Genomic DNA, 23,887 nt, shown 5'->3' with positions numbered 1-23,887 from the left:
CTCAATCCTCTCATGGGGAGACGGCGCTGGCAGGCTCCAACTGCACGATCAACGGGCGGTGATCGCTACCCGAATCGTCAAGTGATTTCAGGACGACGGAACCAGTGGCCACCCACTCGGAGGAGGTCATCACATGGTCGATGGGAGCGCCAGCAAGTGCGGGGTACGACGTGGGCCACGTGCCGATGGAGCCATTGCCGGTTGCCATCGCGGCATCGGTGCACAGCCCCATGAGTCCGTCGTCAACGCCATAGCGGCTCATGTGGTCGGTGGTCGCGTTGAAATCGCCGATCATGATGACGTTGTCGGTGGAGCACTGGTCGGCGACCCACTGCAGATCGTGCTTCCAGGCGTCCATCGCGTCCGTGCGGGGTGCGACAGCATGAACGGCGACAATGATCGGGCCATCGCCGTCAACAGGCATGGCGACGAGGCTCGGGACGGTGCCGGTGTTACTGGAACCATCTTCTGACGACGCGATAACGGAGTAATCGCCAAGATCGGGGGAGATGAGCAGCGTCGTTTCCCACGCCTGTGGTCCGTAGGCAATTTCATCGTTGTACGCGACGTGGTGAACCCACATCGGCGAACCGAGAGCACTCATCTGTTCAGCGACGCGTTCGCCGACCTCTTCGGAAGTTTCCGGAAGCGCAATGACGTCAGCCCCCATGGCGACTGCGGTCTTGGCGATCGTGTCAGCCGGCGTCGCTTCGCCCGCGGTGTTCCACGTCATAACGCGCAGGCTCGTCTCGGTTGCCGGCGGCAGGCTCTCCGTGCCCACGCCACGCAGAAGCATGATGCCGGCATTCGCGCCCGCACCAAGAAAGCAAATGAGGGCGACGCTGGCCGCGAATCCGCGAATGGGCTTTGCCATCGACAGTAGGAGCGCGATCAGCGTGAGCGTGGCGAAGCCCACAGCGAGGGGGCCGCGCACGGCAACGAGCTGCGCAAACGGGAAGGTGTTCTCGAGCTTGAAGAACTGAGGCCACGTGACGATTGCCGTGGCAATAGCCAACGCAATCGAGACAAGAACACCGAACAACCGCACGGTTCGAGCCTACGCGGAGACACCTGGGAGAACGGTCGAGAGCGCCTGTTCCTTCCCTCCGATATTGTTCAGATATGGCGAATGCGCAGCGTTGGAGTGGTCCGAGTGATCTGCACCTGCATTCGTCGCGCTCCGACGGCACGCAACCGCCGGCCGAAGTGCTGTCATCTGCGTACGAATATGGGCTGCGCACGGTCGCATTGACCGACCATGACACTACTGCCGGGTGGGACGAAGCAACCGGGGCCGCTCAGGCACTCGGCATGACCCTGTTGCCCGGCATGGAGTTCTCCACCCGATACCAGGGCGGCTCGACCCACATGCTGGCGTACCTGTTTGATCCGGATCACGAGGGCATTCTGGCGGAGCGCGAGAAGATTCGTGCCGATCGGCTGTCCCGCGCCGAACGCATCGTGCGCAATATTCGTGCCGACTACGCGCTCGACTGGGAAGACGTGCTCGCGCAACGCACGGAAGACGCGAGCGTCGGTCGCCCGCACATCGCCGATGCCATGATCGCCCGCGGCATCGTGAAGAGCCGTGAAGAGGCGTTCGCGGGCATTCTGCACCCGCGCATGGGCTACATCATCCCGCTGTATGCGCCGGACCCGCGTGATGCGGTGCGCCTTGTCGCGGCAGCTGGCGGAGTCTCGGTCATCGCGCACCCGGCCGGACGCAACCGCATGCTGCCGATGCCCATCATCGAGGAGCTCATCGAGCTGGGTCTCGGCGGCTTCGAAATTGGTCACCGCGAGAACATGCCGGAGGGCCAGCGCGTGCTGTCGGCGCTCGCCGAGAAGCACGACCTCATCGTCACCGGGTCGAGCGACTACCACGGCTCCGGCAAGCCGAACCTGCCGGGCGAGAACACCACAACCGACAAAAACGTCGCCCGCATCATCGCCCAGGCGACCGGCACCGAACCGGTCTACCCCGACTGACTCCCGGGGAAGTTCCCGGGTGAGGTGCGTTACGGTGAGCGCGTGCTGCAACCTACTCGGCTCGAACAACGCATTGATGCGTGGGCGCGCCGCATCTTGGCGTCCACGCCGACGACCGGTTTTCGTGCCGGCGTTGTCGAGTTTGGCGTTTTTCTCGTCAAACAAGCCTGGGCCTGCCTGTTCGGTGTGCTGCTGCTGGTCGCGATCGTGCTGGTACGTACGCTGTACCCGGCCGACCTCGCGCTCACCCGCAACGACCTGCTGACACTGATTGCGATCGCCATTCAGATTGTGATGCTGGTCACGCGGCTCGAGGCGGGGCGAGAGCTCTGGGTCATCATGATTTTCCACGTGGTCGGAACCGTCATGGAGCTGTTCAAGACAGACGTCGGCTCTTGGCAATACGAAGCCGAGGGGTTCTTGCGGATCGCCGCTGTTCCGCTGTTCTCCGGCTTTATGTACGCGGCCGTTGGTTCATATCTGGTGCGCGTGTACCGGCTCTTCGACCTCACATTCACGCGCTACCCGCCGGTGTGGATCACCGCGATCGTTGCCGCGCTGATCTATGCGAACTTCTTCACGCACCATTGGATCGCCGACATGCGCTGGTGGCTCACGGCGGCCGTTGTGGCGCTGTGGGGCCCGACGATCATGCACGCGCGGTTCTGGCGCCGACGCGTCAAACTGCCGCTCATCGTGATCTTCGTCGGTGCCGCGGGCTTCATCTGGATCGCCGAGAACATCGGGACGGGTGCGGGCGCGTGGCTTTACCCGAATCAGCTCGACGGCTGGCAAATGGTGTCGCTGTCGAAACTCTCGAGTTGGTTCCTGTTGATGATCATTTCGGTTGTGCTCGTGACGCTCGTGTACCCGCCCCGGAAACAAAAAACCTCCGTGCCAGCCGAAGCTGACACGGAGGAAAAGTTGGAGTCTTAAGCCGCTCCACCACCCTGCGGTGCGCCACCGCTGGACGGACGACGACGGCGGCGACGGCGCTGCGGTGCCGGGTTGCCATCGTGGTGTTCGCTACCCTTGCCGTCGTGCGTTCCTGCACCCTCGCCAGCAGTGTGCTCAGCTGCACCCGTGGTTCCGGCAGCTGCGCCCTCACCGCTGCGACGACGACGCGGAGCATCGCCATCACGCTTCGGCTTCTGCGTCTGCACGGCCTGCGTCGTCGGTGCCTTGCGGATGCGACCCTTGGTTCCGGCCGGAATGTTCAGGTCGGTGTGCAGGTGCGGGCTCGACGAGTAGGTCTCGGTCGGCTCGGGCTGACCGAACTCGAGGGCGCGGTTGATGAGCGCCCACTTGTGCAAGTCTTCCCAGTCAACGAACGTGACAGCGGTACCCGTGCGACCCGCGCGACCGGTACGGCCAGCGCGGTGCAGGTACGTTTTCTCGTCGTCCGGAATCGTGTGGTTGATGACGTGCGTGACATCGTCAACGTCGATACCACGGGCGGCGACGTCGGTCGCGATCAGCACGTCACGCTTACCGGCCTTGAATGCGGCCATCGAGCGCTCACGCGACTCTTGGCTCATGTCGCCGTGCACGGCGGCGGCGTTGAAACCACGGTCACCGAGCTCGTCGACAAGCTTCTGGGCGGCGCGCTTCGTGCGCGTGAAGATGACGACCTTTTCGCGACCCTCAGCCTGCAGGATGCGGGCGATGACCTCGTCTTTGTCGAGCGAGTGCGCGCGGTATACGAGGTGGTTGATGTTCGCCTGCGTCAGGCCCTCGTCGGGGTCCGTCGCACGAATGTGAATCGGGTTCGACATGAAGCGACGAGCCAACGTCACGATCGTGCCCGGCATGGTTGCCGAGAACAACTGCGTGTGACGCTTAGCCGGAACCTTCGAGAAGATCTTCTCGATGTCGGGAAGGAACCCGAGGTCAAGCATCTTGTCAGCCTCATCGAGCACGACCTCGGTCGCTTCGCTGAGGTTCAGCAGGCGCTGGTTAGCGAGGTCGATGAGACGACCCGGCGTACCAACAACGATCTGCGCGCCAGCCTTCAGCTGGTCGATCTGGCCTTCGTATGCCTTGCCGCCATAAATCGCGACAACGCTCGTCGCACGGTTCGAGGTCAGAAGGTCCATGTCCTCGTAAACCTGCACGGCAAGTTCACGAGTCGGAACCACGATGAGCGCCTTGACGCCGGGTTCCGGATTCGCGCCAATGCGCTGTACGACGGGGATTCCGAAACCAAATGTCTTGCCGGTTCCGGTCTTTGCCTGGCCAATAACGTCTTGGCCAGGCATCGAGAGCGGAATGGTCTGCTCCTGGATTGGGAAAGCTTCGGTGATGCCGCGCGCTGCGAGCGCGTCGACGATGTCCTGGTCAATACCCAGGTCAGAGAAAGTGGTCACGTAATGTGCGCCTGTCTGGCAGTGAAAGTCTGCCGCTCAGTGGTCCACGCCGTTCTCTCAGCTCCGGGCGCGGGGGTTCCAATCCAACGCTGGAACCGTTCCATCGTACCGGAGGCGGGCGCGCCGCCCGATGACCAGCCGATTTCTGCGTGTCAGCCACCGCGTGAATAGCCACGGCCGAGGGCCGGGGCAACTAGGCTGAACACGTGGTGAAGTGGTTCTGGCAGCGCCGGCCTGAGGGCAAAGCGCTCACATTGCGATCGCGCGGCGACTTTGGTGACGCCGTACGAGTTGATTTTGCGGAGCTTGCTCCCGATATCGATCGGTTCTTGGGGCAGGCCGCCTATTTGCAGCTCGGCTACTTCGAGACGATCACGCGACTCATTCGCGCCACCGACAACCTCGACGAGAAAGAGGCCCTGTCTCGAGCGGCGGGCGCGGCCCTCACCAAGCACCGCGGCCTTACCGACCTCATTGTCGAGCGCGGTAAAGAGCCGACTGCGCTGATGTCGCCGTTCCGCGAAGAGCTCGATGCCTTCCGTCGCAAGACGATTGGCAAGCGGCCGCGCGAAACGATGCTCTCGGTACACATCACCGCAGGCATGCTCGACGATTTCTACCTTGCCCTCGCCTCCAGCTACGGCGACACGGGCCGTCGCGTCGCACGAATTCTCGGCGTCGATAACGACCGCGCGCAGATCGCCGACATCATTCACCAGACCATCACGAGCGACGACGAGTGGCGCTGGCTGCTGTCGATGTGGGGGCGTCGCCTCGTCGGCGACACCCTGCTGGTCGCCCGCGGTGCTCTCGCATCCGAGCGACTCGACACCGAAGACGAAGAGCGCGTAGAACCCGTGTTCACGGCGCTGATGGGAAGCCACGCCCGCCGCATGGATGCGATGGGACTCGCTTCTTAGGCTTCCCGCCCAAGCAACAAAAGAGGCAGGCACCTTGTGTGGTGCCTGCCTCTTTTATAAAAGCTTCGTTACGCGACGAATCCGACGCGACGGGACTCTTCGGTTCCGATTTCAACGTAGGCGAGCGACGCGGTGGGCACGATGTAGCTGCTGCCCTTCGAATCGGTAAACGAGACCGATGCGGCCTTCGACTCGAGTGCGTCAGCGACGGCTGCGCGAATTTCGTCTGCGGGGGAATCGGTTTCGAAGCTCAGCTCACGACCGATGTTGGCAATGCCGACGCGAATCTCCACGGTTAATCCCTTCGTAGTGCCCCATCGTGGGGCCACGTGACCAGCCTAACGGTAGCGAACGACGTCAGCCCCGCTGAACGCTGAGGGCGAACGCCGCAATTTTGCGGGTGCGGAACCACGAAGACTGCGGGTGCAGAGCCACGATGTCGGAGGCTGCGGCTACCGTGGAATCATGCCCGAAGCTGCCGCGCCCACACCCGTGTGGGATTCCTCGCAAAACGACGTCGTGACGCTGCCCACGATGGCGAGCGGCGTCGTTATTGGGGCGCCCGGCGCGGGCAAGACGCGCGTGGTCGTGGAGCGTGCGCGACGCCTGTTGGAGTCGCACGATGTGTCTGCCGACGAGATTATTGTGCTCACGCCGTCGCGCCAAACGGCGACCCGCGTGCGTGACGTTTTGGGCGTGCAAACCGCGATCGCGACGCCCGGAGCCCTCGCGCGTTCCGTCGGGTCCCTGGCGTTCCAGGTTGTGCGGGCCGCAGCCGCCTACACGTCGGCCCCGCCGCCGCAACTGCTCACCGGTGCTGATCAAGACCGCCTGATCGCCGACCTGCTGGCCAGCGATGCTGAAGACGAAGCAGTGGGTACGTTCCGCTGGCCCGATTCGCTACCGCCGGCTGCTCGCGGCTCGCAAGTGTTTCGCTCCGAGCTCCGCGCGTTTCTCGCGGAGTGCGCGCAGCTTGACATTGACGCCACCGAGCTCGCGGCCATTGCGACGCAGAGCGGCAACGAAAACTGGGCGGCGATCGCGTCCTTCCTTGCCGATTACCGCGCGGTCTTGGCGCACATGCGCTCCGCGCATCGCGAGTCGGCTGAACTCATTTCTGAGGCTGCGCAGATTGTGCGTGACGCCGGTGCTGACGGTGCAGCGCTCGGCGCTCTCGCACGCTTGCGCGTTGTTCTTGTCGACGACGCGCAAGAACTGACGCGCGGCGGCATCGACCTGCTGCGCGCGTTGCGAAGCCGAGGTGTCGCCGTCTTGGCATTCGGTGACCCTGACATCAGCTCGGGCTCCTTCCGCGGCGCGACTCCGCAGCTTTTTGCTGAGCTCGCGGCCGAACTCGTCACGCTGTACGTGCTCACGGGCGCGCACCGGCAGAGTGATGCCCTCGTACACGTCACGCGTTCTCTCACCCAGGCGATTGGTGTTTCCGGGCGCGTGGAGCACCGTCGTCCACCCGGCGACGCACCCGAGCCCGATGGTTCCGTCATTGCCCGCCTCGCCGATAGTCCGTACGCCGAAGCCGACATCATCGCGCGCACCCTGCGCGAATGGCACGTTCTGCACGGCATCGCGTGGGAGAGCATGGCGGTGCTCGCGCACGACACCCGCCAGGTCTCGACGCTGGAGACCGAGCTGGCCGCCCGCGAGGTTCCGACCCGTGCCGCCGGAATCCAACGTCCGCTCGGCCGGGAGGCCACGGTGCGCGACATCCTGCGTCTGCTGAAAATCGCCATGACGGTGCCGGAGGAGTGGGATGGCGAAGAGCTTGCGCTCGCGTTGCTGTCGCCGTTTGGTGGGCTCGACGCGGTGGGTCTGCGTCGCTTGCGAGCTCGACTCCGTCACCGCGAGTTGGCGGCGGGCGGAACCACGGGTGCGGTTGCGCTATTGGCACGCGCCGTCGCATCACCGCTCGAGTTGAGCGTTATTGACACCCCCGAGGCTCGCGCCGCGGAGCGCCTCGCGCAGACGTTAGCGAACGCGCGCGAGGCATATCTCCGAGGCGACACCGCTCACGACCTGCTGTGGCTGGTGTGGGAGAGCGCACGCATTTTCGGGCGGCCGCTCGCCGAAGTGTGGCGCGAACAGTCGGCTGGCACCGGTGCGACGGCGGCTGAAGCCTCACGCTCGCTCGATGCCCTCGTCGCCCTGTTCGACGCGGCCAAACGCGCCGTCGAGCGCGCGCCCGAAGCCGGTGCTGAAGCGTTTATCCGTGAACTGCTCGGCAGCGACGTGCCAGAAGATTCACTCGCTTCACCCGCGCGTGCTGGTTCCGTCACCGTCATGACCCCCGCAACGGCGCTCGGCGCCGAGTATGAAGCGGTGATCATCGCGGGCGTGCAAGACGGTGTGTGGCCCAACGTGCGGTTGCGCGGCACTCTGCTCGACACGTGGCAGTTGCCCGGGGCGGTTGAAGCGTTCCGGCTGGACGATCACCACACGCCGACGCCCGCTACTGACCGCCGCAAGGTTGCACTGCACGATGAGCTGCGGTTGTTTGTGCGTGCCGTTTCGCGCGCGCGCTCGCGTCTTGTGGTGACGGCGGTCGACGACGATGACACGGGCCCGAGCGCGCTGTTCGCGTTTTTGCCCGAGCCGTCATTCAACGACGACCTCGTTGAGCACCCGCTGACGCTACGCGGACTCGTCGCACAGCACCGGCGCACCCTCACGAGTGACCCGGCAACTGTCGATGAAGTGACACGCACCCAGGCAACGACCGAGCTTGCCCTCTTGGCGCACGAGGGGGTTCCGGGCGCTGATCCGCAGCAGTGGTACGGCGTCGCGCCCCTCTCATCGATCACGCCACTGCGCGACCCGGAGCGCGCCACGGTTTCGGTGTCGCCGTCTCGCATGAAGAACCTGCACGACTGCCCGGTGGACTGGGCAATTCGCTCGCTCGGCGGCAACACGAGCAGTTTCTCAACGGGGCTCGGAACCATTCTGCACGCGGCGATGGAGGAGGTTCCGGATGGCAACATCGCGGCACTGACGGCCATTGTCGAGAGCCGATGGCCCGAGCTGGAGTTCGAAGCGGACTGGATCGCGGAGAAAGAAAAGAAGTGGGCGGCAACGCTCATCGAACGCCTCGCGGCCTACGAAAAGAACTTCCGCAAGAACGAGGGCCAGCGTGTCGAGGCGGAGGCTGAGTTCGAAGTCGTGGTGCCGTTTTCTGCCACGTCGCCGGCAGACGTCTATGTGCGTGGCGACGACGCCCCCGCATTGCCCGCGGCTGTCGTGCGCGGGTCGATTGACCGTGTCGAGCGGTACCCTGCGAAGCTCGGCGAGGCGCTCCCGTTCGACTCAGAGCGCGAGGGGCAAGACCGCGTCGTCATTGTCGACCTGAAGACCGGCAAGAGCGAAAAGCGCGTCAGCAACGACAAGGTGACCGAAGATCCGCAGCTCGCGGCCTACCAGCTCGCGGTGCGGGCGGGCGCCGTCAATAACGTTGCTCCCGATGAGGGGGCCGGCGCTCGGCTCGTCGTGATTTCACAAACGTTGAAAGACACGCACTACCGCATTGCGCACCAGCCATCGATGACGGCGGAGCAGCAAGCCGCGTTTATCGCGCAAGTGGTTCACAGCGCGCAAACGATGGCGTCTGACTCCTTCACAGCCAACATTGACACGCACTGTAACGACGAGAGGTTCGCGGTGTGCCGCATCCACACGGTGGGCGCGGTGAGCGCATCATGACGACAACCTGGACCGGCCCGCTGTCCCTCAGCGCAGCCACGATCGCACAGGCGCTCGGCCTGCCCATTCCGACCGCTGACCAGCAGCGTGTCATCGAGGCGCCCCCGACGCCGGCACTCGTCGTGGCTGGTGCCGGCAGTGGCAAGACCGAAACGATGTCGGCGCGCGTGGTGTGGCTCGTCGCCAACGGCCACGTGCAGCGCGATGAAATCCTGGGTCTGACGTTCACCCGCAAGGCCGCGGGGGAGTTGGCCGAACGCATCATGGTGCGCCTCGCTCGCATTGACGAGTTCAAGCGGCGCGGGTTGCTCCCGCACCTGCCCGAAATCGTGGAGCTCGGCTTTTTGGACAAGGTGGAGCCGCGCAACTTTGCGCAGGCTCTCGATAGCCTCGCCGACCGCTATCAAACCGGGTATTCGGCAGCCAGCGCACCCGCGTCTGACGACATGTTGTTGCGCCCGCGCGTCGCAACGTACAACTCGTTCGCCGATTCGATTGTGCGCGAGAACGCGGCTCGTATCGGCCGCGACAGCGAAGCCGCGCTCCTGTCGACCGCCGGCTCATGGTTGCTTGCACGCAGCGTTGTGGTGCGCTCCAATGATGCGCGCCTCGCCGAAGCCGATCGCGCGTTCAGCACGATCGTCAACACCGTGCAAAAGCTCGCCGGCGACGCCCTCGATCACCGTGCCGACCTGACCGCAGTTGCGCAGTATTCGCAGGCCACCGCCGAAGCATTGCGACCCATCATCACGGCGAAAACCTCCGACCCGGCAAAGGGTATTGAGGCACTCTCGGCGATGCCGCTGCTCGCGCAACTCGCGCAAGAATATGCCGCCGCCAAAGACGCTCGCGGAGTGCTCGACTTCGCCGATCAGGTCGCCGGCGCCCTCGAAATCATTGAGGCTGCACCGGTTGTCGCCCAGAACCTCCGCGAACAATTCCGCGTTGTATTGCTCGATGAGTACCAAGACACGTCCGTCATTCAGACCCAGCTGCTGAGCGCGATCTTCCACGACCACCCGGTCATGGCGGTCGGCGACCCATTCCAATCGATCTACGGTTGGCGCGGTGCCAGCGCCGATAACCTCGACGCATTCGCCGCCGCATTCGCCCGCGAAACCCCGGCGGCCAACTACTCGCTGATGATTTCGTGGCGCAACGACACGTCGATTCTTCGTGCCGCTAACGCCCTGCTCGAGCCGCTCCGCCACCAGACGAAGATCACCGTTGGAGAGCTTGATGCGCGCCCCGGAGCGAAAGACGGAACCATCGAGTGCCGTTTTGAAGAGAGCATCGACGACGAAGCCGACGCCGTAGCCACGTGGTTCCGTGAATCTCGAGCCGCACACCGTGCCGCCACCGGCACCGAACAGACCGGTGCCATCCTGTTCCGCGCGAAGCGCCACATGCAGGCATTCGCCGAAGCGCTCGGCCGCCACGGCGTTCCACACCGCATTCTCGGTCTCGGTGGCCTGCTGTCAACGCCCGAAGTACTCGACGTGGTGTGCGCCCTGCGCGTCATGTCTGACCCCACTCAGGGTTCGGCGCTGATTCGCCTGTTGGTGGGCCCGCGTTTCGCCATCGGCGTTGCTGACATGGCGGCGCTACACGCGCTCGCGTCGACACTGTCGCAACGTGATGAGTCGCTCGGCAAGCTGCCCGCGGAGATGATCGCGAAGCTTCGCGGCTCGGCCGGTGCCGATGAACAGTTGTCGATCATTGACGCCCTCGAGTTCGTGCGCGCCGTCGGCAGCGAGCACGGGCTGCTGCGTGATTTCACGCCCGAGGGCCGCGCGCGTCTCAAGGAGGCAGGGGCGATGTTCGAGCGCCTGCGACGGGGTGCGGGCACGTCGATTCCGGAGATCATCCGCCAGATCGAGCTCGAATTGCGCCTCGATGTCGAACTCGCCGCCAACGAATCCCGTGGCCCGGCACGAATCGCACTCACGCAGTTGCGTGCGTTCGTCGACGAAGTGCGCAGCTTCCTCGCCGCCGATGACCGTGGCACAATCGCGTCGCTGCTGGCCTGGCTCGATCACGCTGAAGAAACCGACGAGCTCATGCCGCGTACCGAGCCGCCCGAGCCGGGCGTCGTGCAATTGCTCACGATTCACGGTTCCAAAGGTCTCGAATGGGATGCGGTTGCCGTCGTGCGCCTCGTTGCAGACGAACTGCCAAAGACTGGCGGAACCATGGGCTGGCTGTCGTTCGGAACGCTGCCGTATGCGTTCCGCGGCGACCGTGCGGCGCTCCCGCAACTCGACCTCAGCGTTGATGAGACGACGACCACGAAGGTAGTCAACGACGCCGTGAAGACGTTCAAGGAGCAGGAGCGCGATCACCAGGAGAAGGAAGAGCGTCGTCTCGCGTACGTCGCGGTGACGCGTGCCCGGAGCGCCCTCATGCTGTCGGGCTCGTTCTGGGGTGGGCAGTCCAAGCACCGCAAGCCCAGCCGCTACCTCGCTGAAATGCTGACCGCGCTCGGCCGGGACGATGAGATGCCACCCGACGAGCCGGAAGGGGAGAACCCCGCCGGAGCTGAGGGCCGCACGTTGCAATGGCCGCTCGATGCGCTGGGAAGCCGTCGGCCACAGGTCGAAGCAGCGGCAAGCGCGGTGCGCGACGCCGAACCGGCGGAAAAAGACGGCGTGCTGGCGCTCCTGCTCGCCGAACGCGAGGCCCGTTCTCGTACGCTCGCACTCACGCCGCCCACGCGTATTCCGGCGTCGCGGTTCAAGGACTACGTCACGGCGTTCGACGCGACGACTGCCGATGTGCTGCGGCCGATGCCGGAGCGTCCGTACCGACAGACCCGAATCGGCACGCTCTTCCACCAGTGGGTCGAGCAACGTTCTGACCTCGTGGCGACCGCGGCGTCACTCGACGACGGCACGTGGGAGCGCGACGACGAAGCGGAGATGACAACGGTTGCGCGCGAAGACGAAGAACGGCTCACCGAGCTGCGCACGATCTTCCTCGCAAGCGAGTGGGCTGATCTACAGCCGATCGCCGTCGAGACCGAAGTGAACTACCTATTCGAGCCCGGAGACGGCGCAGATTCCCACATCATCATCTGCAAGCTCGATGCCGTCTATCGCCGCGACGACCGTGGCGGTCGCATTGAAATCGTGGACTGGAAGACGGGCAAGCCACCCGTGACCAAGAAGGAGCGCGACGAGCGTATGCTTCAGCTCGCGCAGTACCGTCTGGCCTACCACAAGGCCCACGGTGTGCCCCTCGATGACATTGATGCCGCGTTGTTTTACGTCGGCGACAACCTCATCCTGCGGGAAGAAAACCCGGCAACCGAAGACGAACTCAAACAGCGGTGGCGGGCAGCACTCGCGAATCGCGAAAGCGTGCCGCAGCCGGCGAGCGTCGGTTAGATCGGGCCCGTTTTCCAGCGGTCGATCGCGGCGCGCGCAGCGCGTGCCGCCTCTTCCTGATCGTTCGTGATGATGGCGAGGGCCTCCGGCGACAACGGTTGTGTCGCGTTCGGGTCTTCCTCTTCGAGCGGCTCCAAGCCAAACGGCAGGTCGGCACTGGCCTCAGCCACGATCTCACCGGTCGTGTGCTTCTTTGCCGCGCCGTTGGTTCCGGCGCTCTCGCGCAAATCAGCGTCAGCGGCCAACAGCTCTTCCCGGCTCAGCGCTTGCGTGTCTGCTGCCGCGGCGCGAACGCGCGATTCGCGTGCCGGGTCAACGGCGCTGAGTTCAGACTGTGAGACGCCAGAGAGTGCGAGCTCTTCCGGATCGTAGGCGTCGGTGTGCATCGAGGTGTCGCCGACGGGAGCACGTTCCGGCAGGTTCGACATCGCTGCCAGCGCGTCATTGAGGTCGATCTTGTCGTCGAGGGGCATGAGATCTTCCTCACGCACGTTCTCGGCGAGCGAGTCGAGCATGGCCCCAGCGTCGTCCATGATCGCGTCATCGTGGGTGTCACGGCCATGCAGGAGCCAGCGGGCAAACTCAAGCTCGGCGTGCAGGCGAGCGCGGGCACGCAAGTATTCGTCGCCAGCCCGCGCGGCACGCGCCCGGTACGCGTCAAGAACGGAGTCGGCGGCATCGGGGGCCGTCTGCAAGAACTGCAGGTCAACGGCCGGGTCGCCAATGCTCAAGCTGTGCCAGTCGATCACGCCAGCGACCGTGGGGACGTCGTCAATGTCGTGGTAGACGAACGCCAGCGCGTCGGCGCCGCCGAGCGTAATCGTCGGCTGAAACTGCCACAGCGCGTCATTGCCCAATGCTTCACGCCACCGCACCATGAGACGAACCGGAACACGCCCGGTCGCCGATGCTTCTTCGACAACCTTTTCGAGATCGGCCCGAACCTCCTGCGCCGTGCGCGCCGGCAAGCCCGCATTACGCACGATCGAAATGGGCAGGGCGTGCACCTGCGCGAGCGTCGCGCCCAGGGAGTACGCGACTCCCGGGCCCGCCGGGATCTGCGCGGTGTCGACCTGGTATCCCGGCACGAACGTGGTCACAAATGCGCGGGACGGGGGAGTGGCGGCGGAACCAAGAAACTCGGGAATGAGGAAGTCAGCGAGAGCGCGGGCACCGTCGGTGAGGGCGCGCAGGGCGAGGGCCTCGGTGGCGAGCTCGCTCGCGGTGCTCTCCTCGACGGGGATACGCACCACAACGGTGCGACCATCGGTCAGCGTGACAACGGCGGACTCGTTGCGCCCGGCCGAATGAGTCGTCAGGGCCTGCACCCTCGTGGCCTCCGCACCCGGAAGGGCTGCGCTGACGGACGCGGCTAGAGTGAGAGGTGAGCGTGCCATGTCCCCAGGGTATGCGGCCAGCCGCATGTCAGCACGCGCCACTCCGGCGAGAAAGGTAGTCGATGCGTACCGAGAAGTTCTTGCCGCCGCTCTCGCGATCTGTTCTTGATCGTGCTGCCGAGCGACGCACGCAAGACGATCTGATGGCGACGTTGCAGGAAGACCCGGCAACGCGCGTCATTGTTGTCCGTGGCGATGAGACCTTGTTTTCACCAGCCGGAACGCTGGCCGCCCGATCACCGTTTGCGATTGAAGGCAGCGCGAACTGGGGCTTTCTCGGTGCCGCCAACGGCCTGAACTATGTCGTCTGCGTGCCTGACGAGGGCACGACCGTTGACGAAATGGGCGGCGAATGGCAGAGCCTGCGCGTCTGCGGCGGCGACATTCCTGCCTTCGATGCCGATGTTTTCGTTGAGGCACTGAGCCTCGCCCGCTGGTACGTCGATGCCCCGTTCTGCGCATTTTGTGGTTCCGCCACCACCCTCAAGCAGGCCGGTTGGATGCGCGAGTGCAACGACTGTGGTCGTCAGCACTTCCCGCGAACCGACCCCGCCATCATCGTCGCCGTTGTTGACGACGACCATATTCTGCTCGGTAGCAACGCGCTGTGGGCGAGCAACCGGTTCTCGTGCTTTGCCGGATTCGTTGAAGCTGGTGAATCGCTCGAGTCTGCCGTTCACCGCGAGGTGGCCGAAGAAGCCGGGGTCGCCGTGCACGGCGTGCGCTACTTCGGATCGCAAGCGTGGCCCTACCCGCGTTCGTTGATGCTCGGCTTCTTCGCCGACGTCAACGCCGCCGAAGCGGCCCAGGCCGACGGCGAAGAGATTCTGGAAGTGCGCTGGTTCACGAAGGCTGAAGTTCGCGCCGCGTACGCTGGCGAATCTGACGTCATTCTCCCTGGTTCCGCCTCCATCGCTTACGCACTGATCTCGTCGTGGGCCCACTCGTGAGCGTGCTTGACGGACTCGACGACCAGCAACGTCTAGCCGCAGGCACCCTGCGCGGGCCCGTTTGCGTCATGGCCGGTGCCGGTACCGGCAAGACGCGTGTCATCACGCGACGTATCGCGCACGGCGTCGACACCGGCGCCTACAGCCCGAACCGCATGATGGCCGTTACCTTCACGTCGAAGGCTGCCGGTGAAATGCGCGGGCGGTTGCGGGCACTCGGCGTGCCGGGTGTTGCGGCACGCACGTTCCACTCTGCTGCGCTGTCGCAGCTCAACTTCTTCTGGCCCCAGGTGTCTGGCGGCGAAAATGCGCCGAACATCGTCGATAACAAGGTTCGACTGCTTGCCCACGCCGCCGATGGCATCGGCATGTCACTGAGCACGCCAGCACTGCGCGACATCGCCAGCGAAATCGAGTGGCGCAAAGTGCAGATGCGCTCGATCGAGCAGTACGCCGCCACGGGTCGTAGCGCGGCTCACCTGTCGACCGAAGCCATGACGCGCGTGCAGCACGCCTACGAAAAGCTCAAAGATGAGCGTCGCCAACTCGACTTTGAAGATGTGCTTCTGGCATGCGCCGGAATGATCGAGGCGGAACCACGTGTTGCTGCCGCGATCCGGGAACAGTACCGGCACTTCACGGTCGACGAGTACCAGGACGTTTCGCCGTTGCAGCATCACCTGCTCAAGCTCTGGCTGGGGGAGCGCCGCGACATTTGTGTCGTGGGTGACGCGAGCCAGACGATCTTCTCGTTCGCCGGCGCTGATAACCGCTACCTCCTCGACTTTGGGCGGGAATACCCCGATGCCACGGTCGTGAAGCTGGAACGCAACTACCGCTCCGACGGTGCCATTCTTGCGGTGGCCAACGATCTGATGCGCGGCCGCGAGGGCGCGCTCACGCTGACCCCGTCGGCGGAGACCGAGTCGCCGACTCCGGCAGTGACGGCCTACGAAACTGAGCACGATGAAGCCGCGGGCGTTGCGCTGGCGATTCGCAAGCAGATTCAGCAGGGCGTCTCACCGGCTTCCATCGCAGTGCTGTACCGCGCGCAGGCGCAGTCCGCGCCGCTCCTGCAGGCGCTTGCCACACAGGGCATTGCGTGCACGGTGATGGGTGGTCGGCGGTTCTTTGACCTGCCCGAAGTGCGCAGTGCCGTACTGAAGCTTCGCGGAGCCGCGATCGCCCCCAACAACCACGGCTTCTTGCCGACGGTGCGCACGGTGCTGGCCGAAGACGGCCTGACCGAAACGCCGCCCGAAGCGGGGGGTGCGCTTCGCGACGCGTGGGAATCCCGTCGCGCGCTGTTGCGTTTGGCTGAAGAAGCGCCGCCCGGAACCACGTTGGCGGCTTTCGCCGAAGACCTTCTGGCGCGAAGCAAGGATCAGCACGAACCGGTGCTGCAGACCGTGACGCTCGCGACGATGCACGCGGCTAAGGGCCTGGAGTGGGAGCACGTGCACAGCGTCGGGTGGTCGGAGGGCCTGTTGCCGATTGCCTACGCGCAGGGGTTCGACGCGGTCGACGAAGAACGCCGCCTCGCGTACGTTGCCGTCACGCGAGCGGCGCGCACGCTGGCGTTGTCGTGGGCTCGTGGCGAAGGTCGTCAGCGCCGTTCGCCCTCGCGTTTCCTGCAGGAGATTGGCAGCCGCAGTCTGCGTGCAGTTGGTACTGCCGGACGCGTGGCTGGTTCATCGCGCTGAGCTCGTAGCCCACCGATTCGGCCGAGGCTGGCATCGCCATCAGCCGTGTTGCCGTGCGCGCAACCTCACCCCACGTGGCCGCACCCAATGGTTGCGCCCACCGCGCCACGAGCTGAGAGGCGAGCACCGGCCATGCGGCATCGCGGTCGGTTTCGTGCAGGGCAAGGCATGACGCGCACGCACTGACTCCGGGGGTGATGACGGGGCCAACGACGATGCTCGATCTGGTGATCACGATCGGGAGGTGCGTGGTGTCTGTTGCCATGAGTTCGCGACATGAACGCGGAACCACGACGTCGCGAGCAACGACCCACACGACCTCGGGGTGAGTGCTGTCGAAGGTCGCCGTCGGCAACGACCGCAACGCTTCTGCGGCGTCTGCGGCATCAGCGTCTTCGGTGGGTGTGCCCTGCGAGATGACGCCGACGCGAATGGGTGCGGTCGTGACGGCGATTGCCGAGGCGATGTGGTCGAGAAACCCCGGCGCTTGCCGAGTAACCCCGAGACGCGTGCTGAGGTGGCCGAGCTCGGAACGCGTGGTGCCGTGCTCGAGCGCCATGAGGAGTTCGATCTGCCACGGCGACGGATGCTCGATGTGCACGCTCTCGCTCACACCGAACTGCATCGTGGTGTCGTCGCGCCAGAGCGGCGGGGCGATGAGACTGAGGCGTTCTGAAGTCATGCCTCATGATGGCGCGCGACCGCATCCCTGCGGTGAACGCAAGGGCAATCTGTGGAGAACTGGCCACCCGCCGAATCAGCGGGTGGCCAGTTATCTGTCTTAGACGGGGTGGGGGCCGGTCGGCGGTTCTGCCGAACCATCCTCATCAGCCGGCGGTTCCGTTTCACGCGGCGTGATGGTTCCGTCTTCGCCTTCAATCAGCCTCGTTTCGTCACCAGCCAGGAGCTTCGCGAGAGCATCATCCATTTCGTCGCGCACCGGCTCGTCGCCTCGGGCGTTCGCCTGAAGACGTGCGATGAGCGCGGCCGGGTCGTCGATGTCTTCCGCCGTTGGCATGAAGTCGGGGTAGTCCCACAAAGCGTCGCGAGCGGCGATGCCAACGGCATCGGTCACGGCGCGCCACATGGCGGCGGCTTCGCGGAGGCGGCGGGGGCGCAGCTCCAGCTGCATGAGCGAACCGAGTGCCTTTTCGGCGGGGTTTCCGACGGCGCGACGGCGACGCACAGCCTCGCTGATGCGAACAGCTTCGGGGAGACGAGCCGTGGCGTCCGTGGTCACGACATCGACCCAGCCTTCGACCGTGGCGATCAGGTTCTCGAGGCGCGAGCGGGCAGCCTTCTGCTCAGCGGACTCGGGCTTCAAGAAGCTCCCGTTCTGCAGGATTTCGCCGAGACGTTCGGGGTGCTCCGGATCGAATTCACGGGCGGCTTCTTCGACCCGTTCCGTGTCGATCGCGACACCACGAGTGAACTCGATGATCTGCGAGATGACGTGGAGGCGAAGCCATTTCGCGTGACGGAACAAGCGTGCGTGCGCGAGCTCGCGCGTGCCGAGGTACAGCGCCAATTGGTCATCCGCGACTTCGAGCCCGGACTTAAAGTCGGCAAAGTTCTGCGGAAGAATCGCGGCTTCGCCGGAAGGCAGAAGCGGGAAACCTACGTCGCCACCGGCAACCACCTCAGTGGACAGGCGACCGATGATCTGGCCCAGTTGCGTGGAGTAGGCAGCACCGCCGAGGGAGCGCATCAGACGCCCGGCTCCGGCGATCATGCCCTTCATTTCTTCTGGCACCTGCTCGTCAAGCGTCGACATGAACGAGTTGGTCATGGTTGCTGCGAACGGTTCGGCAAGCTCTTGCCAGACCGGCATCGTGTGCTCGACCCACTCGCCGCGCGTCAGAGTCTTGGCGGGCTGCGTGAGCTCGGCAATCGTGGTGGCATCGGAGAGCCACAAATTGGCAAGCACAAACGCCTGGTCCAGATCGGTGCGCTGGCCGGTAGTGATGCCGAGGCCACTCTGATTCGCGATGTGGAGCGCTTGACGCTGGGCCGTCTCCCAATTGATGACGGTGCCGTCGTCGGTGTCACCGGCCGCGCCAGCCATGCCGGAGAACATGCCCTGGAAGCTACTCATCATCTGCTGCAGCATGGCGGGGTCAACCGCGCCACCGGTCAGACGTTGCAATTGCTCAGGGTCGATCGCCCCCATGCCGCTACCAAAAAGCTGGCGGAGGAGTTCCTCAAAGTCTTCGGGGTCGGGAGAATCGTTATCTGCCACTTCAGCCGCCTTTCAGCAGGTTGATCAGGTCTCGTTCTACGCTAGTCCCACTGCTATGCCGCTTGGCGGTTGCTCGCCGGATCCGTGTACGCCTCCCGCGAACGAGCGGGAAAGGAAGGAAGAAAACGTGATCCCCACGTATGACTCTGGGCAGCCGGACGCTGTCACGATGACCGACGACGCGACGCTGGCGGCAGCCCGTCGCCGTAAGCGCACGATCACAGGGATCACCGCGCTCACGATCGCGATCATTTGCCTGTTTCTCGCGAGCATTCTTCCTTCCGGCTTCGTCATTCGTCAGCCCGGCCCCGTCGTCAACACGCTCGGTGAGGTGCAAGACGCGGACGGCAACGAGATCCCCCTGATCGAGATGCCGGCTGACGTTGAGACCTTCGAAACGAGCGGTGCGCTGAGTCTGACGACGGTGCAGATTGTCGGCAACCGCGAGAGCACGCCCAACTGGTTCCAGCTCGCACAGGCGTGGTTCGACCCCAGCAAGGCCGTCATGAACATCGACCAGGTGTTCCCGAAAGAGCAGACCAGCGAAGAGCGTCAAGAGCAAGACGCGCTCATGATGGCGAACTCACAGCACGACGCGACGGCGGCAGCGCTCATCGAGCTGGGTTACGACGTTCCGATTGAACTACAGATCGGAAAAGTGCTTGATGACGGTGCCGCTGTCGGCAAGCTCGAAGTGGGCGACGTCGTGAACAGCATTAACGGCACTCCCGTGGCAGACGTGCTCGACATGCGTGACGCCATCGCGGCGGGCAACGGGGCTGACGTCACCGTCAACGTCGTCCGCGACGGCGAGGCACAAGACGTTGTCATTACACCAGTCAAGGGCGACGCCGACGGCGAAACCATTTGGATGATCGGTGTCAGCGCAGGCCCCGCGTACGACTTCCCGTTTGACGTCTCGATCATGCTGGAAAACATCGGCGGCCCGAGCGCCGGCATGATTTTTGCCCTCGGCATCATCGACAGCCTGACGCCGGGGGAGATGACGGGCGGCAAGTCGATTGCGGGCACCGGAACCATCAACTACGTCGGCGAGGTGGGGCCCATTGGTGGCATCCAGCAGAAGATGCAGGGAGCGGTGCGTGCTGGTTCCGAGTACTTCCTCGCGCCCGCGGCAAACTGCAACGAGGTCGTCGGTCATGTGCCCGACGGGTTGACCGTCGTGAAGGTGGCCAAGCTGAGCGAAGCACGCGACGCGGTCGAGACGATTGGCGAGGGCGACACAGACGCCATCGCGAAGCTCCTGAGCTGCTCTTCGAAGTAACGTCGGAGCCTTCAGCGAAGGCCATGCGGGAGTAGTCGTTTCGGAGAGTGCGCTGAGAGCGGACGCCTACCGGGCGCATGCCCAGGCGAGGTTCCGTAGGATGAAACGGTGACCACCACCCCTGCGCCGAATCTGAACGCGCCCAGCCCCGGTCGACGAGTGCTTGTCATTTCACTCGTTGTCATCGCGGCGCTGGTTGCGGCGTTCTTCCTGTTCTCCAACCTGTTTGCCGATTACCTCTGGTTTGACCAGCTCGGATTCGCCTCCGTGCTGACGACCCAGTGGATCGCTCGCGTGATCATGTTCGTCGTCGGCTTCGTCGGCATGGCAGTACCGGTCGCTATTGCGATCAACCTGTCATACCGCCTGCGCCCGGTCTACGCGCGTCTCAGCTCACAGCTGGACCGCTACCAGGAGGTCGTTGAACCGCTGCGCCGACTCGCGATGTGGGGTATCCCGATCTTCTTCGGTCTGTTTGCCGGCCTCAGCGCCGCAACAACGTGGGAGACGGTGTGGCTGTTCTTCTCCAGCGTGAGCTCCGGTGAGGTTGACCCGCAGTTCGGTCTCGACCTGTCGTTCTACATGTTCGCGTTGCCGTTCTGGCGCGGCCTCGTCGCGTTTGCTTCGGCCGTCGTAATTGTCAGCCTGCTCGTCACCGCTTTTGTGTCGTACCTCTATGGTTCCGTTCGTGTCGGCAACGGTGAACTGCGCATTTCGAAGGCCGCACGCATTCAGCTCGCTGTTACTGCTGGCCTCTACCTGGCACTGCAGGCTGTGAGCCTGTGGCTGGACCGCTACGCGACGCTCATTGAGAGGCGCGCAGGCGACCGCATCACCGGCCCCGGCTTCACGGGCGCTAACGCTGTCATTCCGGGCCTGACGATTCTGTCGGTCGTCGCAGTTGTCGTTGCCGTGCTGTTCATCGTGACCGCAATCGTCGGTCGCTGGCGCTACCCGCTTATCGGTACCGCGCTGCTGCTGGTCACTTCCCTCGTGCTCGGCATGGGCTACCCGTGGTTTGTTGACACGGTGCAGGTGAAGCCGAACCAGCTTGCGCTGGAAGAGGAGTACTACCAGCACAACATCGACATGACGCAGAAGGCGTACGGCATCGACGATCTCGAAGTCACCGACTTCAAGGCGGAGACCGAGGCCACCGCTGGTCAGCTGCGCGCCGACGCCGAGACGACCGCTTCGATTCGCATCATGGACCCGGCAATCATCAGCCCGACCGTGAAGCAGATCGAACAGTACCGTGGCTACTACCAGTTCGCAGAGACGATGGACGTTGACCGCTACGACATCGATGGCGAAAGCCAAGACGTCGTGGTGTCGGTTCGTGAGCTGAACACTGGCGCGCTCGGTCAGTCCGACTGGCAGAACACGTCGATCGTGTACACCCACGGTTACGGCATTGTTGCTGCCGCTGGTAACAAGCGCACGCCCGATGGCAACCCCGTCTTCTTGGAGCGCGGTATTCCCGCGCAGGGCTTCTTGTCTGACGAGAAGTTTGAGCCGCGCGTGTACTTCGGTGAGCAGTCGCCGCTGTACTCGATCGTTGGTGCCCCGGAAGGTACCGAGCCCGTCGAAATTGACTACCCGCGTGGTGGCAAGGAAGGCGAGACCGAGACGAAGACCACCTTCACGGGTGACGGTGGCCCGAAGATCGGCAACTTCTTCACGAAGCTTATCTACGCGATGAAGTTCCAGTCAGAGCAGATTCTGTTCTCTGACTACGTGAACGAAGATTCGCAGATTCTCTACAACCGCGACCCCGCAGACCGCGTGGCAGCTGTTGCTCCGTACCTGACGGTTGACTCTGACCCGTACCCCTCGGTTGTTGATGGCCGCATCGTCTGGATCGTTGACGCCTACACGACGAGCGCGAACTACCCGTACTCGAGCCACGTGAGCCTGTCGAATGCGATTCAAGACTCGTCGAACGATCAGCCGCGTTTCGCGATCGACAACATCAACTACATCCGTAACTCGGTTAAGGCTACGGTCGACGCGTACGACGGTTCGGTCACGCTCTACGCGTGGGACGATAAAGACCCGGTGCTGCAGACGTGGCAGAAGATTTACCCCGGAACCATCAAGCCGATGAGCGAGATGAGCGGTGAGCTCATGAGCCACGTGCGCTACCCGACTGACCTGTTCAAGGTGCAGCGCTCGATGCTCGGTGTTTACCACGTCGAGTCGGCAGCATCGTTCTACCGCGGTGACAACGTCTGGAAGACGCCGAACGACCCGCAGAAGGACCAGAACCTGCAGTCGCCGTACTACCTGACCATGAAGATGCCCGGTCAGGACGAGGCGAGCTACTCGATGTTCACCACGTTCATCCCGTCGGCATCGAGCCAGAACTCGCGCTCGGTCATGATGGGATACCTCGCGGTCGACTCTGACGCCGGTTCCGAGGCGGGTAAGCCGGCTGAGGGCTACGGCAAGCTCAGACTCCTCGAGATCAACTCGGACACGACGGTTCCTGGCCCCGGTCAGGTGCAGAACTCGTTCGACTCTGACACTGCAATTTCGTCGGCATTGAACCTGTTGAAGCAGGGTAACTCGCAGGTGCTCAGCGGTAACCTGCTGACGCTGCCCGTCGGTGGCGGTCTGCTCTACGTGCAGCCGGTCTACGTGCAGTCCTCGGGTAGCACGAAGCTTCCGGTGCTCCGTAAGGTGCTCGTCGCATTCGGTGACGAGGTTGCGTTCGAAGACACCCTGGCTGCGGCTCTGGACGACTTGTTCGGCGGTGAGTCTGGTGCTCAGACCGGTGACGGTGACGTGACGCCGACCGAGCCGACCACGCCTCCGACCGAACCCGACCCGGATGACCAGGGCGGCAGCACCCCCGACCCGAGTGCAACGCCGGACCCGGGTGCCACCGACGAGCCGGCCGCCGACAAGGCGCAGCTCTTGAAAGACGCATCTGAGGCGCTGGCTGCCAAGCAGGCAGCACTTGAGGCTGGCGACATGGTCGCCTACGCCGAGGCGGACAAGAAGCTGACTGAGGCGATCGAGAAGCTTCTCGCACTCGAAAACCAGTAAGTCTGCACAACAGTGGGCGGGTACCTCCGGGTACCCGCCCACTGTTGTGTCTGCGTGCCCTCGCAAGCCGCACCGCGGTTCCGGTGCCCGCACGTGGTTCCGTGCCCTCCGCATCCCGTTACGCAGGAACCGAGCGCCGCACCTGCGGCGTGTGGTGCCCGACGCCCCGCAGGAGGGCCCGTGTGTTCCTGCATAACGGGCATAGAGCGGAACCATGGCGTGCAATATCGTGGGGAGCGGCGGAACAGAAGCCCTAAAGTGGGTGCCGAGTACGTGATCGTCAGCAAAGACCGCAGCTTTGAAGCGGCCAATGATTTTTGGGCTGACCGACGCAAAGACACCACGATCGCGGTGCGACCGACGATCGCTGTCGCACCGGTGATCAACATCGAGACGCTCGTGAAGCCAGCGCAGAATCCAGTGCAGAAGCCAGCGCCGAAGGGCACCGTGAAGCCTGCCCCGAAGAGCACGGCAGCAACAGCACCCCAAACGAGCGAGGCGACGAAACGGGCCGTGTGTACCGCTGTCAAAGATCTCAAATTGAATCCTTCGGACTACTCCGCGATTTACCGAGCGTTTGCAGAGGCGAAGTGACCGCAAGACCTTCATGGTCTGCTGTCGAAGGCGATCAAGACGCAGGGGCAGAAGGTTTACCCGCTCGTGAAAGAGATTCACCTGCAGATGGTTTAGCTGTCGTTGCCGCCGCCGCGGCGTTGGCCGACGGGCGGGCGGGAAAACCAAAAGGCTCCTGATCAGAAATCTCTGATCAGGAGCCTTTTTCTTGGTTGCGGGGGCAGGATTTGAACCTACGACCTCTGGGTTATGAGCCCAGCGAGCTACCGAGCTGCTCCACCCCGCGGCACATGAAATAGCCTATCACGGGTTTCAGG

At 64.1% G+C, this 23,887-nt stretch carries 15 protein-coding genes and 1 tRNA gene; 10 read left to right on the top strand and 6 right to left on the bottom strand.

Translation table 11 applies throughout. The annotated features are described in order from the left end of the window. Nucleotides 1–10 precede the first annotated feature (10 nt). The gene (locus ACQUSY_RS06290; RefSeq protein WP_428903659.1) at nucleotides 11–1,048 is read right to left on the bottom strand and encodes an endonuclease/exonuclease/phosphatase family protein; all 1,038 of its coding nucleotides are present in this window, start codon (nucleotides 1,046–1,048) and stop codon (nucleotides 11–13) included. 74 nt (nucleotides 1,049–1,122) lie between these two features. Between ACQUSY_RS06290 and ACQUSY_RS06285 the strand changes: the two genes are divergently transcribed. Both ACQUSY_RS06285 and ACQUSY_RS06280 read left to right on the top strand, forming a co-directional pair. Continuing rightward, nucleotides 1,123–1,989: a PHP domain-containing protein gene (locus tag ACQUSY_RS06285; RefSeq protein ID WP_428903658.1), complete on the top strand. Its 867-nt coding sequence runs from the start codon at nucleotides 1,123–1,125 to the stop codon at nucleotides 1,987–1,989. A gap of 42 nt (nucleotides 1,990–2,031) precedes the next feature. Then, nucleotides 2,032–2,925: a DUF817 domain-containing protein gene (locus tag ACQUSY_RS06280; protein ID WP_428903657.1), complete on the top strand. Its 894-nt coding sequence runs from the start codon at nucleotides 2,032–2,034 to the stop codon at nucleotides 2,923–2,925. On the opposite strand, the gene ACQUSY_RS06275 is transcribed toward ACQUSY_RS06280, so the two are convergent. Next, nucleotides 2,922–4,355, bottom strand: a complete 1,434-nt coding sequence (locus ACQUSY_RS06275) for a DEAD/DEAH box helicase (RefSeq protein ID WP_428903656.1) — start codon at nucleotides 4,353–4,355, stop codon at nucleotides 2,922–2,924. The genes ACQUSY_RS06280 and ACQUSY_RS06275 overlap by 4 nt on opposite strands. Before the next feature lie 206 nt (nucleotides 4,356–4,561). Here ACQUSY_RS06275 and ACQUSY_RS06270 point away from each other — a divergent pair, with 206 nt between their 5' ends. After that, on the top strand, nucleotides 4,562–5,275 hold the full coding sequence (locus ACQUSY_RS06270; RefSeq protein WP_428903655.1) for a ferritin-like fold-containing protein: 714 nt from the start codon (nucleotides 4,562–4,564) through the stop codon (nucleotides 5,273–5,275). Nucleotides 5,276–5,343: 68 nt separating this feature from the next. Here the strand turns inward: ACQUSY_RS06270 and ACQUSY_RS06265 are convergent, their stop codons facing one another. After that, nucleotides 5,344–5,568, bottom strand: a complete 225-nt coding sequence (locus ACQUSY_RS06265; RefSeq protein WP_428903654.1) for a DUF3107 domain-containing protein — start codon at nucleotides 5,566–5,568, stop codon at nucleotides 5,344–5,346. A gap of 172 nt (nucleotides 5,569–5,740) precedes the next feature. Between ACQUSY_RS06265 and ACQUSY_RS06260 the strand changes: the two genes are divergently transcribed. Both ACQUSY_RS06260 and ACQUSY_RS06255 read left to right on the top strand, forming a co-directional pair. Then, a complete protein-coding gene (locus ACQUSY_RS06260; protein ID WP_428903653.1) occupies nucleotides 5,741–8,986 on the top strand; it encodes a PD-(D/E)XK nuclease family protein in 3,246 nt (1,081 codons plus the stop codon). After that, complete coding sequence (locus ACQUSY_RS06255; protein WP_428903652.1) at nucleotides 8,983–12,372, top strand: ATP-dependent helicase; 3,390 nt, start codon at nucleotides 8,983–8,985, stop codon at nucleotides 12,370–12,372. Before ACQUSY_RS06260 ends, ACQUSY_RS06255 begins: the two co-directional genes overlap by 4 nt. Here ACQUSY_RS06255 and ACQUSY_RS06250 read toward each other — a convergent pair. Then, a complete protein-coding gene (locus tag ACQUSY_RS06250) occupies nucleotides 12,369–13,769 on the bottom strand; it encodes a phosphotransferase (protein WP_428903651.1) in 1,401 nt (466 codons plus the stop codon). The genes ACQUSY_RS06255 and ACQUSY_RS06250 overlap by 4 nt on opposite strands. Nucleotides 13,770–13,831: 62 nt before the next feature. Between ACQUSY_RS06250 and nudC the strand changes: the two genes are divergently transcribed. Both nudC and ACQUSY_RS06240 read left to right on the top strand, forming a co-directional pair. After that, a complete protein-coding gene (gene nudC / locus ACQUSY_RS06245) occupies nucleotides 13,832–14,719 on the top strand; it encodes an NAD(+) diphosphatase (protein WP_428903650.1) in 888 nt (295 codons plus the stop codon). Then, nucleotides 14,704–16,422 carry an ATP-dependent helicase gene (locus ACQUSY_RS06240; RefSeq protein WP_428903649.1) on the top strand — a complete coding sequence of 573 codons (1,719 nt, stop codon included), beginning with the start codon at nucleotides 14,704–14,706 and terminating at the stop codon, nucleotides 16,420–16,422. The genes nudC and ACQUSY_RS06240 overlap by 16 nt, the downstream gene beginning before the upstream one ends. Nucleotides 16,423–17,203: 781 nt before the next feature. On the opposite strand, the gene ACQUSY_RS06235 is transcribed toward ACQUSY_RS06240, so the two are convergent. Further along, a complete protein-coding gene (locus ACQUSY_RS06235) occupies nucleotides 17,204–18,661 on the bottom strand; it encodes a zinc-dependent metalloprotease (protein ID WP_428903648.1) in 1,458 nt (485 codons plus the stop codon). A gap of 127 nt (nucleotides 18,662–18,788) precedes the next feature. On the opposite strand from ACQUSY_RS06235, the gene ACQUSY_RS06230 reads away from it, so the two are divergent. The 3 genes from ACQUSY_RS06230 to ACQUSY_RS06220 all read left to right on the top strand — a co-directional run bounded on the left by ACQUSY_RS06230 (nucleotide 18,789) and on the right by ACQUSY_RS06220 (nucleotide 23,591). After that, nucleotides 18,789–19,946, top strand: a complete 1,158-nt coding sequence (locus ACQUSY_RS06230) for a YlbL family protein (protein WP_428903647.1) — start codon at nucleotides 18,789–18,791, stop codon at nucleotides 19,944–19,946. 108 nt (nucleotides 19,947–20,054) lie between these two features. Continuing rightward, nucleotides 20,055–22,997 (top strand): UPF0182 family membrane protein, encoded by a 2,943-nt coding sequence (locus ACQUSY_RS06225; protein ID WP_428903646.1) that lies wholly within the window; start codon nucleotides 20,055–20,057, stop codon nucleotides 22,995–22,997. A 258-nt stretch (nucleotides 22,998–23,255) separates the two neighbouring features. Next, nucleotides 23,256–23,591 carry a hypothetical protein gene (locus ACQUSY_RS06220; protein ID WP_428903645.1) on the top strand — a complete coding sequence of 112 codons (336 nt, stop codon included), beginning with the start codon at nucleotides 23,256–23,258 and terminating at the stop codon, nucleotides 23,589–23,591. A gap of 188 nt (nucleotides 23,592–23,779) precedes the next feature. Here ACQUSY_RS06220 and ACQUSY_RS06215 read toward each other — a convergent pair. Further along, nucleotides 23,780–23,856 (bottom strand) — tRNA-Met (locus ACQUSY_RS06215). Nucleotides 23,857–23,887: the final 31 nt, after the last annotated feature.

Origin of the sequence: Microbacterium daqui, from assembly GCF_050408675.1 — a bacterium.
Lineage (GTDB): Bacteria > Actinomycetota > Actinomycetes > Actinomycetales > Microbacteriaceae > Microbacterium.
The sequence above is the reverse complement of the archived record's forward strand: the minus strand, read 5'-3'. Positions and strand labels throughout refer to the sequence as shown.

Bases quoted from the DNA above. Each gene is read 5' to 3' on its own strand.
- nudC (WP_428903650.1), top strand. From the start codon at position 13,832: ATGCGTACCGAGAAGTTCTTGCCGCCGCTCTCGCGATCTGTTCTTGAT.
- ACQUSY_RS06255 (WP_428903652.1), top strand. From the start codon at position 8,983: ATGACGACAACCTGGACCGGCCCGCTGTCCCTCAGCGCAGCCACGATC.
- ACQUSY_RS06285 (WP_428903658.1), top strand. From the start codon at position 1,123: ATGGCGAATGCGCAGCGTTGGAGTGGTCCGAGTGATCTGCACCTGCAT.
- ACQUSY_RS06260 (WP_428903653.1), top strand. From the start codon at position 5,741: ATGCCCGAAGCTGCCGCGCCCACACCCGTGTGGGATTCCTCGCAAAAC.
- ACQUSY_RS06250 (WP_428903651.1), bottom strand. From the start codon at position 13,769: ATGGCACGCTCACCTCTCACTCTAGCCGCGTCCGTCAGCGCAGCCCTT.